This is a genomic window from Oceanivirga miroungae (assembly GCF_902505095.1).
Lineage (GTDB): Bacteria > Fusobacteriota > Fusobacteriia > Fusobacteriales > Leptotrichiaceae > Oceanivirga > Oceanivirga miroungae.
On the sequence record NZ_CABWIB010000001.1, the window covers coordinates 768,178 to 783,080 of the forward strand.

Consider the following 14,903-nt stretch of genomic DNA (forward strand, 5'->3'; position numbering starts at 1 on the left):
GAAATTAAATGGATTTACAAATATATGGTTCTAAAGTGTTAAGAGAAAAATCAACTTCTCTTATTGATAATGAAATAAATGATGAATTAAAAGCTGTATTAGATGATATGGTTAGAGTAATGAGATTGGCAAATGGTATAGGACTTGCTAGTAATCAGGTTGATATAAATAGAAGATATTTTGTAATGGAAATAGATGATGTTATAAGAAAATGCATAAATCCTGAAATTGTTGAGGTCTTATCCAAAGAAGACGTTCCAATGGACGAGGGTTGTTTATCTGTTCCAGGAATATATAAAGAAGTTAGAAGACCAGATAAAATTAAAGTGAAATACTTAAACGAAGATGGAGTAGAAGTAGTTGAAGTTTTAGAAGGTTTATGGGCAAAATGCTTCCAACATGAATTAGATCATATAAATGGCTTTTTATTCATAGATAGAATATCAAATATAAATAAAAACTTAATTAGAAAAAAATTGGCTTTATTAAAAAGAAATTCTAAGCCAATTACATATTAGGTGATATAAATGATTAAAACTATTTTTATGGGTACACCTTCTTTTGGAATAAATGCACTAGATTACTTAAAAGAAAATACAAAACTAGTTGCAATTTATACAAAAGAGGATAAGTTAAACAAAAGAGGGAATAAAGTAGAGTATTCACCTGTTAAAGAATATGCTATAAAAAATAATATTGAATGCATACAGGTTAAAAGTCTAAAAGAGGAGTCTGTATGTGAAAAGTTAAAAAGCTTTGATGCTGATTTAATAGTAGTAGCTGCATATGGTAAAATTATACCTAAAAATATAATAGACTTACCAAGACTTGGAATAATAAACATACATTCGTCACTTCTTCCAAAATATAGAGGGGCTTCACCAATACAAAATGCAATTTTAAACGGTGATAAAGAAACGGGAGTTACCATAATGATGATAGATGAAGGTTTAGATACTGGTGATATGCTAGAAAAAGCAAGTATAGAAATTAGTGAAGATGATAATTTAGAAACTTTAACTAATAAATTAGCAATTTTATCAGTAAAACCTTTAGATATAGCTGTAAATAAGCTAATATCTGGTACTGAAACTAGAGAAAAACAAGATGATAGTTTAAAAAGTTTCGTTTATCCAATAAAAAAAGAAGAAGCACTAATAGATTTTTCTAAAGAAAAAGAGCAAATATTTAATATGGTAAGGGCATTTAATCCTAAACCAGTTTCGTACGCCATATTAAATAATGAAGTTTTAAAAATATATGAAGTTGAAAAAGTTGATGAAAATTTTGACGCTAAGTTTGGGGAAGTTGTAAAATTAGAAAAAAAAGGACCTGTAGTAAAAGTGAATGGTGGTGCAATAAGGCTTAAAAAAGTTCAACTACCAGGAAAAAAAATAATAGGTGGATTTGATTTAATAAACGGAAGAAAAATAAGTTTAGGAGATGTTTTAAATGCATAAAAAAATCAAATATGACTCAAAAGATATTTCAAGTAAGATGGTAAGAAGACTTACAAAATATTTAAGAGTATTAAAAGATATTAAAAAGAAAAAAGATAGAGTAAATTCTGTAGAACTTGCAACTAAAATGAATACAACTGCATCGCAAGTTAGAAAAGACTTATCTACTTTTGGAGAATTTGGTGTTAGATCAAAAGGCTATGATTTGGATCATTTAATAAATATTATTGAATCTATACTAGGTATTGATGAAGATAATAAGGTGATAATTATTGGATTTGGTAATATGGGTAGACTACTTAGTTCAAATACAGATGTATTAGGAAAAGGGTTTGTAATTACTGGTATTTTTGATAATAATAAGGATAAAATAGGTACTAAAGTAGAAAAAATAGGTTTAGAAGTTTTAGATTATTCTCAGGTAGCTAAGTTTATAAAAGAAGAAAAAATAACATCTTGTATTTTAGCAGTAAATAGAGAATTTGCACAAGAAGTATCAGAAGAATTAATAGAATACGGTATAAAAGCAATTTTAAATTTAACTACAAAAAGATTACATCTACCAGAAGATATTGCAACAGTTGAAATTGATTTTTCAATTAAATTACAAGAGTTAAATTTCTGGAGAAAGTATAAAAATATAAAATATGGAAATAATTAATACAAAAAATATTATAGAAAAAGAGCTACCTATTTTAAAAAATAAGTATAATGCTTTGAAAAAAAAGTATAAAAAGGAAGCTAATTTTAAAATGATAGTAGTTGGAAATGATTTAGCAACAAAATCATATATTAAATCTAAAGAAAAAATGGCTGATGAAATAGGTATACTAAATGATGTAATATCATTAGATGAAAATATAAGAAAAGAAGAACTAGAAAAAATAATTAAAGATTTAAACGAAGATACCAATGTTAGTGCTATTCTTTTACAAATGCCACTTCCAAATCATTTAGAATATAAAGAGTTAATAGATTTAATTGATCCTATAAAAGATGTAGATTCACTGTGTTCTACAAATATGGGGAAATTAGTACTAGATAAAGCTAACTATATACCTTGTACAGCTAAAGCAATTATAAAAATACTAGATGAAATAAATGAAGATGTTGAAAAAAAAGATATATGTATAGTAGGTAGAAGCAATATTGTAGGAAAACCGCTAGCTAATTTACTAATAAATAAAAGAGCTACAGTTCAAGTATGTAATAGTAAAACAAAAGATTTAGCTAGTAAAGTAAAAAATTCAGATATTGTAATAAGTGCTACTGGAGTAGCTTCATTAATAAAAAAAGAATATATAAAAGAGGGTAGTATATTATTAGATGTTGGAATAAGTAGAGTAGATGGTAAACTAAAAGGCGACTTTGATTTTGATAATATAATAAAAGAAGGAAATGCAAAATATATAACAAAAGTTCCAGGTGGAGTTGGACCGATTACAGTTTTATCTTTAATGGAAAATATAATACTTGCATTTGAAAGGGGAAATGTTGAAAAGTAAAATAAAAAATATAGTAAAACTATTAGCTATCTTTCCCTTTATATTATCTTGTTCTTTGACACAAATAGATTTAAAAGAGGATGTTTTAGCTGTTATAAGTTTTTTAGACTATATAAATATAGATAAGGAGAAGTTTTTACAAAATGCTAAGAGTTTAACAGCTCTTGAAATAAAAGAAAAAGGTGATAGTAATATTTCATATGAAAAATTAGTATTTAAAAAAGCAAAATTAGAGATATTTGCACCTAAAAATAAAAGTAATAAAAGTGTAATATATATAGTTCATGGAGGAGCTTATGTATATCCTTTATCTAATATTTATAGAAATTTAGCTAAATTCTTTATAAACAATAATGATAATTATGATGTTGCACTTTTAGATTATGATATATTAGATAGTGCTAGATACCCAATTGCAAACGATCAAACTTATGATGGTCTAGAATATTTAATGAATAGATATGAAAAAGTAAACGCATTAGGAGATAGTGCAGGTGCTAATCTAGTTATGTCAACTTTAATAAAAAGAAATGAAAATAAAGAAAAATTAGTAAATTCAATTGTTCTATACTCACCATTTCTAGATATAAGTTTTACAGTTGATAGTAGAACAAAAAATAAAAATAAAGATATTTTAATAGGTAGTGTACATAATAAAGATTATGAATTTATAAATCTATTGAAAGATAATGATTATTATAAAAATGTAGAAAACAAAAAAGATTACTACATTTCACCAATTTATTATAACAATTTTAATAATTTCCCACCAACATATATAGAAGTTGGTATGGATGAAGTATTATTTGATGATTCAAAAATACTAGCAAAAAAACTGCCTAGAGTAAAATTAGTAGGAATTAAAGGCTTATTTCATGATTTTCAAATCCTAACTTTCATATCTACAGCAAGAGAGTCAGTAATAAGAACTATAGAATTTTTAGATAAATTCAATTAGAAATTTGACAAGATATAAAAAATATAATAATATAAACTGTAAAAGGAGAAAACAATGAAAAGAGCAATAATACTGGCAATTTTACAAGTAATAATTACAGTATCACTATTCTATATATTTTTTAAAGAAAGAAAAGAAAAAAAACTAGATGAAATAAATATTACAAATGAAAATAACATAGAAAGTGAAATTAAAAGTAACATGCTAGAATTTTCTGACACTAATGTTAAAGAAATTATGACAGCAAGAACTTCTATATACGCACTTGAGAAAAAGGATATATTAGAAGATGTAATTGATGATATAATAGAAAAAGGATTTTCAAGAATTCCTGTTTATGAAGAAAGCATAGATAATATTATAGGTATATTATACATAAAAGATATACTAAAAATAGATTCTAAAAAAAGTGTTGGTGAATATATGAAAGAAGCTTTCTATATTCCTGAAACAAAATCAATTTCAAAATTATTAGAAGAATTTAGAATGAATCACAAGCATATTGCAATAATAATAGATGAATATGGTTGAACTTCAGGTCTTGTTTCAATAGAAGACATACTAGAAGAAATAGTAGGTGAAATAAGAGATGAGTACGATGAAGAAGTTGATGATTTAGTAAAAATTTCAGAAAATATTTATGAAATACAAGGGGATAAATTAGTAGAAGATGTTGATGAAGAATTACAAATTTCAATCCCAATTTCAGATGAATATGATACAATCTCAGGGTATGTACAATATGCATCTGGTAAAGTACCAGAAATAAATGACATAATTTCAACAGATGATTATGTTATTAAAATTCTAGAATTAGAAAATAAGAGAATAAAAAAAGTAAAGTTAGTACTTTTTAATGCAGGAGGTAGCGATAATGAATAGTTTAAAAAAAGTAGAATTAGAAGAAATGATAAGAACTGTTCCAAATTTTCCAAGTGAAGGTATATTATTTAGAGATATAACAACAGCTCTAAAAGATAAAAAAGGTTTAAAGTTAATTATTGAGGATTTCACAAAAAGATATGAAAATAAAGGAATTGACTATGTATTAGGAGCAGATGCAAGAGGATTTATCTTTGGTGCTGCGCTTGCATATAATATAGGGGCAGGATTTGTACCAGCTAGAAAACCAGGAAAACTACCAGCAAAAACTGTAAGAGAAGAATATACATTAGAATACGGTACTAATGCAATAGAAGTACATGAAGATGCAATAGAAAAAGGTGCTAAGGTTGTAATAATAGATGATTTATTAGCTACAGGTGGAACAGCTAAGGCAATGATTAATTTAATGAATAAATTAGAGGCTAATATATATGAATTAGCATTTTTAATAGAGTTAGAGGATTTAAAAGGAAGAGAACTTATTGGGGACTATAGTGTTTATTCAATATTAAAATATTAAGGAGTAAAAATTGATAAAAGAATATAATCATTCAGCATTTGCACTGCATTATGAATTAGTTTTAGTTAGTAAAAACAAGCAAAGAATATTTAGAAAAGAAATTGCTGAATTTTGTATAGATACATTTAAAAAAATTGCAGATAATTATCAAGTTAAGTTTTTAGACGTACATTACGAAGAAGATCATTTACATTTTAAATTTGAGTGTTATCCCACTACAAATTTATCGAAGTTCATAAATGCATTTAAAAGTGCTAGTAGCAGAAAAATAAAAAATAATTATGAGGATATAAGACAAATGCTAAGTACTGGAGCTGTATGGGAGGCTCAATACTTTTTAATGACAGTAGGTATAGAATCAGAAGATTTAGTACTACATTATCTTGATAAGATAATTAGATGTGATGAATTACATCACCAACATAAAATAGATTGTGACGATAAATAATGCACTTTATGGTGCATTTTATATTATTAGGAGAATAATATGATATATGGATTAACAGGTGGTATAGCAAGTGGTAAATCTAATATTTTAAAAGAATTTAAAAATTTAGGATATGATATATTGGAACTTGATAAACTTGGACATGAGCTTTTATTTGATAAAAATATAAAAAATGAAATTTTAGCTAAAATTGATTCTAATATTTTAAATAATGAAGACGAAATAGACAGAAAAAAACTAGGAAAAGTTGTATTTTCAAACAAGGATAAGTTAGAAATACTAAATAGTATACTACATAAAAACATTTTAGATATTATGGACAGTAAAATAAAAAAAGCAAGAGAAAATAATACTAATCTAGTAATTGAAGTTCCTTTACTATTTGAATTGAATTTAGAAAATAAATTTGATAAGGTAATTGTAACTTATGTTGATGAAAAAACACAAATAGAAAGAATTATGAAAAGAGATAATAAGACTAAAATAGAAGCTAAAAAAGTTATTGATAAGCAAATGCCTCAAGAGTTAAAAATTAAAAAAGCAGATATAGTTATAAAAACAGATAAAGATTTATCTTATGTACATGACTATATTATTAAGGAGTTTAAAAAATGAATATAAAAAAAGCAGAATATATAAAGTCATCAGTATCTTTAAAAGATTATCCTGAGACTATAAATAAGGAATTTGCCTTTGTAGGTAGATCAAATGTAGGGAAATCTTCACTAATAAATACATTACTATCAAGAAGAAATTTAGCAAGAACAAGTAAAACACCAGGTAGAACACAACTTATAAATTTTTTTAAGATAAATGATAGTTTTTTTATGGTAGATTTGCCAGGTTATGGCTTTGCAAAAGTTCCTGCAGCAGTTAAAAAAAATTGGGGTAACATTATGGAAACTTATTTATCAAGTGAAAGAGATAAAGTTATATTTTTACTACTTGATATAAGAAGAATACCTAGCGAGGAAGATATGAAAATGCTCGAATACTTAGAATACTATAAGGTAGAATACTATATAGTATTTACTAAAATTGATAAATTATCTAATAATGAAAAATTTAGACAATTAAAAGAAATAAGAAAGAAATTAGTTTTTGATAATGAAGATGTATTTTTCCATTCATCACTAAAAAACACAGGAACTACTGAGATTTTAGATTTTATTGAAGAAAAATTAAATAATTAACTATCTTGTCAATAAAAAAAACTTGACAACAATATTTTTATAGTGTAATATATAGAAGTTATGAGAGAAATAGATGAATTTTTAAAGTATTCAAACTTATTTAATATATATAAGGACTTATTAAGTAATAAGCAAAAAGAATATATGAGTGCATTTTTTGAGGAAGACAATTCCTTTTCTGAAATTGCAGAAGCGCTTAATATCAGTAGACAAGCTGTATTTGAGAATATAAAAAAAGGATGCATTAAATTAGATTTTTTTGAAGAAAAATTAGGTATATTAAAAAAAGAAGAAGAATACATAAATATGTTAGAAGACTTAGATAAAAACTTTAGTAGAGAAAATCTTACTAAGATTATTTCTAAAGTGAAAGGATATTAAAATGTTTGATGCATTAAGTGATAAATTAAAAGGACTTATGAAAAAAGTTAGTGGACAGTCTACTTTAACAGAATCTAATATGCAAGAGGTATTAAGAGAAGTTAAATTAGCCTTATTAGAAGCTGACGTAAATTATAAGGTGACAAAAGATTTTGTTAATAGAATAAAAGAAAAATCACTTGGTTCTAAAGTAATAATGGGAGTAAATGCTAGACAACAGTTTATTAAGCTAATTCATGATGAATTAGTTGAAGTTCTAGGTGGGCAAAATGTTTCATTAAATCCAAAAAACAATAATAAGCAAAATATAATTATGTTAGTTGGATTACAAGGTGCTGGTAAGACTACATTTGCAGCTAAATTATCAAAACTTTCTAAAAAAGAAAAAGAAAAAGTAATACTAATTGGTGCTGATGTATATAGACCAGCAGCTAAAAGACAATTACAAGTTTTATCAGAACAAATAGGAGTAGAATTTTTTACTATAAATGATTCAAATGATGCCTTATTAATTGTTAAAAAAGGATTAGAAAAAGCAAGTGATATTGAAGCTACAACCATAGTAATTGATACAGCAGGAAGATTACATATAGATGAAACTTTAATGAAGGAGTTAGAAGACATAAAAGCTATGGCAAGTCCCACTGATATATTATTAGTTGTTGATGGTATGACAGGGCAAGATGCTGTAAATGTTGCTAAAAAATTCAATGAAACTCTAGTAATAGATGGTGTTGTATTAACAAAATTAGATGGAGATACAAGAGGTGGAGCTGCTTTATCAATAAAAGAAGTTTCAGGTAAACCAATAAAATATATAAGTGAAGGCGAAAAATTAGATGAGATATCTAAATTTTATCCAGATAGATTAGCATCAAGAATACTTGGTATGGGAGATGTTGTATCATTAGTTGAAAGAGCTAAAGATGCGATTGATGAAAAAGAAGCTAAATTAATGGAAGAAAAGTTTAGAAAAAATCAATTTGATTTTGAAGATTTCTTAAAACAATTTAAAATGATAAAAAGAATGGGCTCACTTGGTGGTATTTTAAAATTAATTCCTGGTGTTAACCTTGGAGATTTTGACATGGCTAACGCAGAAAAGGAAATGAAAAAAATTGAGGCAATCATATATTCTATGACATTAGAAGAAAGAAGAAATCCTCAATTATTAAAAGTTTTTTCAAGAAAAAATCGTATTGCAAAAGGTAGTGGAGTAGAGGTAGCAGATGTTAATAAACTTCTTAAGCAACATGAGAATATGAAAAAAATGATGAAAATGTTTAATAGTGGAAATATTCCAGGATTTGGGAAATTTCCAAGATAATATATAAATAAATTTGGAGGTATAAAAACATGGTTAAATTAAGATTAACAAGAATGGGTAGAAAGAAAACACCTTTTTACAGAATAGTAGCAATGGAAGCATTAGGAAAAAGAGATGGAAAAGCAATAGCTTATTTAGGAACATACAATCCTTTAGTAAGTGAAAATCAAGTAAAAATAAATGAAGAAGAAGCTTTAAGATTTTTATCAAATGGAGCACAACCAACTGAAACAGTTAAATCGTTATTAACTAAAATGGGAATTTGGGCTAAATTTGAAGAATCTAAAAGAAAATAGAGGCAGTTTTTTGATAACTGTCTTTTTAAGTTAAAGAGGTGGAAAATGAAATATCATATTGAAGAAATGATAGCAAAAAGCGAAATTGCAAATAAAGTTAGATTATTAGCTGATAATATAAATAAAGACTTAAATAATGAAGATGTCTTATTAATAGGTCTTTTAAGAGGTTCAGTTATGTTTTTAGCAGATATTGCAAGAGAAATAAATAATGTATCTGAAATTGATTTTATGAGTGTTTCAAGTTATGGTTCAGGTATGGTAACAAGTGGAGAAATAAAGATATTAAAAGACCTTGATGTAAATATAGAAGGAAAAAATGTTATCATAATAGAAGACATAATAGATACAGGATTTACTTTATCTAAAGTTACAAAGATATTAAAAGAAAGAAATCCAAAGTCTTTAAGAATTTGTACACTTTTAGACAAACCTGAAAGAAGAGTTACTGATGTATTTGTTGATTATGTTGGATTTATCATACCAGATGAGTTTGTAGTAGGATACGGAATAGATTATGCTCAAAAACATAGAGCTCTTAGCTATATAGGAAAAGTTGTGAAAGATGGTGAAGATAATGAATAATTTTGATACATATGTAATAGTAGGTACACAATTTGGTGACGAAGGAAAAGGTAAAATAATAGATGTATTAGCTCCAGAAGCTGACTATGTAGTTAGATTTCAAGGTGGAAATAATGCAGGTCATACAGTAGTAATTGGTGAAGAAAAATTCATATTACACTTATTACCATCAGGGATTATGAGTTCTAAAGGAAAATGTATTATAGGAGCGGGAGTTGTAGTAGATCCAGTTGTTTTACTAAAAGAAATTGATGAAATAGAAAAAAGAGGCTTAAAAGTAGATAAACTATACATAGATGAAAGAGCACATGTAATAATGCCATATCACATAGCTATAGATAAAGCCAAAGAAGAAGAATTAGGTGAAAATAAGATAGGTACAACTTTAAGAGGAATTGGACCTTGCTATAATGATAAAATATCAAGAAATGGTATAAGAATGGGAGATTTACTAGATAAAGAAAGATTTGCTAGTAAACTTTCATGGAATTTAAAAGAAAAAAATGACTTACTAACTAGATATGGTAAAAAAACATTTGATTATGACAAAATTTTTAATATGTACTTAGAACTAGCAGATAAACTAAAAGACAAAATAATAGACGGAGTATATGAAGTAAATGAAGCTATAAAAGATGGTAAAAAAGTACTTTTTGAAGGTGCACAAGCAATGATGTTAGATATAGACCATGGGACATACCCATATGTAACATCATCATCACCAACATCTGGTGGAGTATGTATTGGTAGTGGAGTAGCTCCTAATAAACTAAATAGAATAATAGGGGTTATGAAAGCATATACAACAAGAGTAGGAGAAGGACCATTCCCTACAGAGCTTGATAACGAATTAGGTGAAAATCTAAGACAAATAGGACACGAATATGGAGCTACTACAGGTAGACCAAGAAAATGTGGTTGGTTAGATTTAGTAATGGGTAAATATACAGTTATGATAGATGGTCTAACAGATATAGTTTTAACAAAATTAGATGTGCTAACAGGTCTTGATAAGATAAAAGTAGCTGTTGCTTATGAAATAGATGGTAAGAAATATATGACATATCCTAGTTGGATTAGAAAAAGTACAAAAGTTAAGGTTATATACAAAGAATTAGATAGCTGGACAGAGGATATATCTAAGATAACTAATTATGATGATTTACCAGAAAACTGTAAAAAATATGTTGAATTCATAGAAAAAGAATTAGATACTAAAATATCTATGATATCAGTAGGACCAGAAAGAACTCAAAATATATATAGAGCCAAATTTTAGGAGGATAAATGAATAAATACAGTAATCCGTTAATTGAAAGATACGCTAGTGAAAAAATGCAATACATATTTTCGCCAGATTTTAAATTTAGTACTTGGAGAAAATTATGGGTTTATTTAGCTGAATCAGAAAAAGAATTAGGAATAGATGTAATTACAGATGAACAAATTGCTAAAATGAAAGAAAATATATACAATATTGATTACGATTTAGCAAAAAAATATGAAAAAAAATTAAGACATGATGTAATGGCACATGTACACACTTTTTCAGATTTAGTTCCTATTGCAAAGCCAATAATTCATCTTGGAGCAACAAGTGCTTACGTAGGAGATAATACTGATTTAATTCAAATAAAAGAAGCCCTATTATTAACTAAATCAAGACTATTAAATGTAATAATAAAACTAAGAGATTTTGCTATTAAGTATAAAGATATACCAACTTTATCATACACACATTATCAAGCAGCACAATTAACTACAGTTGGTAAAAGAGCAACACTGTGGCTAAAATCATTTATGTTTGATTTAGAAGAAATAAATAGAAGAATAGATTTACTTGAATTTCGTGGTGTTAAAGGAACGACAGGAACAGGAGCTAGTTTTAAAGAGCTATTTAATGGAGATTATGATAAATTTAAAAAGCTTGATTTATTGGTTACAAAAAAAGCAGGATTTAAAAAAAGACAAGAAGTTTCTGGTCAAACATATGATAGAAAACAAGATAGCCTAGTATTATCAGCACTTACTGGAATTGCAACAAGTGCGCATAAATTTACAAATGATTTTAGATTACTTCAAAATTTAAAAGAATTAGAAGAGCCATTTGAAAAAAATCAAATAGGATCAAGTGCAATGGCATATAAAAGAAATCCAATGAGATGTGAAAGAATCTCATCTTTATCTAAATTTGTAATAAGTGAAGAATTAAATGGACATTTAGTACATGCAACTCAATGGTTTGAAAGAACTTTAGATGATTCAGCCAATAAAAGATTAAGCTATCCTCAAAGTTTTTTAGCTATAGATAGCATACTTATCATTTTATACAATATATTAAGTGATACAGTAGTTTATGATAAGATGATAGAGAAAAACCTTAAAAGAGAATTACCATTTATGGCAACAGAAAATATAATAATGAGATCTGTGAAAAATGGTATGGATAGACAAGAAGTACATGAAATAATAAGACAATTATCTATGGAAGAAACTAAAAGTATTAAATTAGAAGGAAATGAAAATAGATTAATTGACAGGATTATTGAAGATAATAGACTTGTAATTACAAAAGAAGAATTATCTGATATTCTAGATCCCAAAAAATACATAGGCTTTTCAGTAGAACAAGTACTAGACTATATTAAAGATATTGACTTAGTAATTGAAAAAAATAAAGAATATATAATAGAAAATGATGAAGATTTAAAAGTATAAGCCTTGACAAAGCTACTATATTTGTATATAATAGCTTTGTTAGTACGCCGCTTTAGCTCATTTGGTAGAGCAACTGACTTGTAATCAGTAGGTGGTTGGTTCGAATCCGACAAGCGGCACCATTTATATATATTAGGCAATTTTATGCCGCTTTAGCTCATTTGGTAGAGCAACTGACTTGTAATCAGTAGGTGGTTGGTTCGAATCCGACAAGCGGCACCATAATATGCCTATTTTTTTTTACTTCATTATGATATAATAAAAGTTGAGGTGATTATATGAAAAGTTATGAGGATATACTAGAATTTTATAAAATAAAAAACGAATTAGTTGATTTTTCATATTTTAACGAAACAAAGGAAAAATTTATTGATTTACAAATATATAATAAAAAAGAGGACTTAGAATATGAACTATCATTATTGCAAGATCTAATTGATTTTTATAAATACGATGGTGGTTTTAATATAGAAGAAATTAAAGATATAAATCATGAATTAAAAAAATTAGAAATATTAGGAAGTTACCTAGAAGCTATTGATTTATTAAATATTAGAATAAATTTAGCAATTTATAGAAAATCACAAAATAGGGCAAAGGCAGTTAAGGAAAAATACAAAAAAATAAATGATATTTTTAGTTTAAATATTGATACTCGTGAAATGGAAAAAGTAATCGACGAAATAATTGATGAAAAAGCTAATATTAAAGATGAAGCAAACTCAAATATTTTAGATATTAGAAGACAAAAGAAAATAATTAATCAAAATATTAAAGAAAAAATTGAAAATATATTTAATGATCCAAATTTACAAAATGCAATAGATAATAAGATAATAACAACAAGAAATGATAGATATGTTATAAATATTAAATCTGATTTTAAAGGCTTAATTAAAGGAATAGAACATGATAGATCATCTAGTGGTAACTCGGTATTTATAGAACCATTATCTATAGTTTCATTAAATAATAAGATGCGTGAATATGAATCAAGAGAAAGAGAAGAGATAAGAAGACTACTTATTAGACTAAGTGAGTATTTAAGAAAAAATAGAGATGATATTAAAAATGTATTTGAAACTATAAAGAACTTAGACTTTTTAAATGCAAAAGTCTTATTTAGCAATAAATATGAATGTAATATTGCAAAAATAGCACAAAAACCTATATTAAACATAGTTGATGCAAGACATCCACTACTTGATAAAAATAAGGTAGTACCACTTAGTTTTAGTCTTTTAGAAGATCAAAGAATAATGCTAATAACAGGACCTAATACAGGTGGTAAGACTGTTACACTAAAAGTAGCTGGATTACTTACTTTAATGACTTTATCAGGGCTATCAATTCCTGCAAGTGATAAAACAGTTATTGGAATGTTTGATAATGTCTTAGCTGATATTGGTGATGAACAAAGTATAGAGCAAAATCTATCATCATTTTCATCACATGTTAGATCAATTTCTCATCTAGTTGATGTGTGTACAAGTAAAAGTCTAGTACTACTAGATGAGTTAGGTTCAGGAACAGACCCAACAGAAGGCTCAGCATTTGCTATGGCAATAATAGACTATTTAAGAGATAAAAAAGTCTTTGGAATAATTACGACTCACTATAGCGAAGTTAAAGCACATGCTTTTGAAAGTGAAAATATTAAAAGTGCTTCAATGGAATTCGATGTTGCTACATTAAGCCCAACATATAGATTAATTGAAGGTATACCAGGGGAAAGTAACGCTTTAATTATTGCTAAAAATTATGGAATTAGCGATGAAATTATCAAAAATGCAAAATCATATATTAGTGATGATAATAAGCGTGTTGAAAAAATGATTCTGGCTATAAAAAGTCAAAATGACATACTAGAGAAAAAAAATAAAGAGATTGAGGATTTAAAACTAGAATTAGAAGATAAGAAAAAAGAACTTGATTACGAAATATCAAATCTAAAAATGCAAAAAGAAAAAATAATTGAAGAAAGCATACAAAAAGCAGATGAGTATATAAGGCAAATGCAAAATAAAGCAAAATCTTTAATTGATAAGATAAATAAAGAAGAATCTAATAAAGAAAACATAAAAGATGCTCAAAGAAATATAAACATGCTATATGATTCAATTAGAGAAGATAAAAAGAAAATTAAAGATAAAACTAAATTAAATAAAGAAAAGATAGACTTTAAAGTTGGAGAAGAAGTTTATGTTAAAACTATTAACCAAAATGCAATAATAATTAATATAGTTGAAAATAAGAATTCTGTACAAATACAAGCAGGTATATTAAAGTTATTAGTTCCAATAGCAGAAATTAAAAAGATAGATAAAAAAAATGTAGCTAAAAAAAGAGGAAGCATTAGCTACAAAGCATCAGGTACTAAGCATGAAATTGATGTACGTGGTAAATACGCTGAAGATGCTATACATGAAATAGAAGCCTTTTTAGATAAAGCAACACTAGGAGGCTATCATAGTGTATATATAATTCATGGAAAAGGAACAATGGTTTTAAGATCCAAAATTAGAGAATACTTAAAAGAATCTGCATATGTAAATGATTTTTTTGATGCTAATGAAACTGAAGGTGGTAAAGGATGTACCATAGTTAATTTAAAATAGGAGAAATAG

Annotated in this window: 18 protein-coding genes and 2 tRNA genes; all 20 read left to right on the forward strand. The window is 26.4% G+C overall.

The window, feature by feature from the left end:
• Positions 1–8 precede the first annotated feature (8 nt).
• Entirely contained in the window at positions 9–518 is a 510-nt protein-coding gene (gene def / locus OMES3154_RS03795) for a peptide deformylase (protein WP_156683470.1), read from the forward strand.
• A 9-nt stretch (positions 519–527) separates the two neighbouring features.
• A complete protein-coding gene (gene fmt / locus OMES3154_RS03800; RefSeq protein ID WP_331458791.1) occupies positions 528–1,460 on the forward strand; it encodes a methionyl-tRNA formyltransferase in 933 nt (310 codons plus the stop codon).
• Entirely contained in the window at positions 1,453–2,121 is a 669-nt protein-coding gene (locus tag OMES3154_RS03805; RefSeq protein WP_156683471.1) for a redox-sensing transcriptional repressor Rex, read from the forward strand. The genes fmt and OMES3154_RS03805 overlap by 8 nt, the downstream gene beginning before the upstream one ends.
• Positions 2,108–2,965, forward strand: a complete 858-nt coding sequence (locus OMES3154_RS03810) for a bifunctional 5,10-methylenetetrahydrofolate dehydrogenase/5,10-methenyltetrahydrofolate cyclohydrolase (RefSeq protein WP_156683472.1) — start codon at positions 2,108–2,110, stop codon at positions 2,963–2,965. The genes OMES3154_RS03805 and OMES3154_RS03810 overlap by 14 nt, the downstream gene beginning before the upstream one ends.
• Positions 2,955–3,923 (forward strand): alpha/beta hydrolase, encoded by a 969-nt coding sequence (locus OMES3154_RS03815; RefSeq protein ID WP_197271489.1) that lies wholly within the window; start codon positions 2,955–2,957, stop codon positions 3,921–3,923. Before OMES3154_RS03810 ends, OMES3154_RS03815 begins: the two co-directional genes overlap by 11 nt.
• A 54-nt stretch (positions 3,924–3,977) precedes the next feature.
• Complete coding sequence (locus OMES3154_RS03820; RefSeq protein WP_156683474.1) at positions 3,978–4,454, forward strand: CBS domain-containing protein; 477 nt, start codon at positions 3,978–3,980, stop codon at positions 4,452–4,454.
• A gap of 114 nt (positions 4,455–4,568) precedes the next feature.
• Complete coding sequence (locus tag OMES3154_RS06655) at positions 4,569–4,805, forward strand: transporter associated domain-containing protein (RefSeq protein ID WP_407938969.1); 237 nt, start codon at positions 4,569–4,571, stop codon at positions 4,803–4,805.
• Positions 4,798–5,328: an adenine phosphoribosyltransferase gene (locus OMES3154_RS03830; RefSeq protein ID WP_156683475.1), complete on the forward strand. Its 531-nt coding sequence runs from the start codon at positions 4,798–4,800 to the stop codon at positions 5,326–5,328. The genes OMES3154_RS06655 and OMES3154_RS03830 overlap by 8 nt, the downstream gene beginning before the upstream one ends.
• A gap of 10 nt (positions 5,329–5,338) precedes the next feature.
• Entirely contained in the window at positions 5,339–5,776 is a 438-nt protein-coding gene (tnpA, locus tag OMES3154_RS03835; RefSeq protein WP_156683476.1) for an IS200/IS605 family transposase, read from the forward strand.
• A 39-nt stretch (positions 5,777–5,815) separates the two neighbouring features.
• The gene (gene coaE / locus OMES3154_RS03840) at positions 5,816–6,391 is read left to right on the forward strand and encodes a dephospho-CoA kinase (RefSeq protein ID WP_156683477.1); all 576 of its coding nucleotides are present in this window, start codon (positions 5,816–5,818) and stop codon (positions 6,389–6,391) included.
• The gene (gene yihA / locus OMES3154_RS03845; RefSeq protein WP_156683478.1) at positions 6,388–6,969 is read left to right on the forward strand and encodes a ribosome biogenesis GTP-binding protein YihA/YsxC; all 582 of its coding nucleotides are present in this window, start codon (positions 6,388–6,390) and stop codon (positions 6,967–6,969) included. Before coaE ends, yihA begins: the two co-directional genes overlap by 4 nt.
• Before the next feature lie 60 nt (positions 6,970–7,029).
• Positions 7,030–7,350 carry a YlxM family DNA-binding protein gene (gene ylxM / locus OMES3154_RS03850; RefSeq protein ID WP_156683479.1) on the forward strand — a complete coding sequence of 107 codons (321 nt, stop codon included), beginning with the start codon at positions 7,030–7,032 and terminating at the stop codon, positions 7,348–7,350.
• Between the two features lies 1 nt (position 7,351).
• Positions 7,352–8,677, forward strand: a complete 1,326-nt coding sequence (gene ffh, locus OMES3154_RS03855) for a signal recognition particle protein (RefSeq protein WP_156683480.1) — start codon at positions 7,352–7,354, stop codon at positions 8,675–8,677.
• A gap of 29 nt (positions 8,678–8,706) precedes the next feature.
• Positions 8,707–8,973 carry a 30S ribosomal protein S16 gene (gene rpsP / locus OMES3154_RS03860; RefSeq protein WP_156683481.1) on the forward strand — a complete coding sequence of 89 codons (267 nt, stop codon included), beginning with the start codon at positions 8,707–8,709 and terminating at the stop codon, positions 8,971–8,973.
• Positions 8,974–9,018: 45 nt separating this feature from the next.
• Positions 9,019–9,558: a hypoxanthine phosphoribosyltransferase gene (gene hpt / locus OMES3154_RS03865; RefSeq protein WP_156683482.1), complete on the forward strand. Its 540-nt coding sequence runs from the start codon at positions 9,019–9,021 to the stop codon at positions 9,556–9,558.
• Complete coding sequence (locus tag OMES3154_RS03870) at positions 9,551–10,837, forward strand: adenylosuccinate synthase (protein ID WP_156683483.1); 1,287 nt, start codon at positions 9,551–9,553, stop codon at positions 10,835–10,837. Before hpt ends, OMES3154_RS03870 begins: the two co-directional genes overlap by 8 nt.
• An 8-nt stretch (positions 10,838–10,845) precedes the next feature.
• On the forward strand, positions 10,846–12,276 hold the full coding sequence (gene purB / locus OMES3154_RS03875; protein ID WP_156683484.1) for an adenylosuccinate lyase: 1,431 nt from the start codon (positions 10,846–10,848) through the stop codon (positions 12,274–12,276).
• A 46-nt stretch (positions 12,277–12,322) separates the two neighbouring features.
• Positions 12,323–12,398 (forward strand) — tRNA-Thr (locus tag OMES3154_RS03880).
• Between the two features lie 24 nt (positions 12,399–12,422).
• A tRNA-Thr gene (locus OMES3154_RS03885) sits at positions 12,423–12,498 on the forward strand.
• Between the two features lie 56 nt (positions 12,499–12,554).
• Positions 12,555–14,894, forward strand: coding sequence for an endonuclease MutS2 (locus OMES3154_RS03890; RefSeq protein ID WP_156683485.1), 2,340 nt, complete (start codon positions 12,555–12,557; stop codon positions 14,892–14,894).
• Positions 14,895–14,903: the final 9 nt, after the last annotated feature.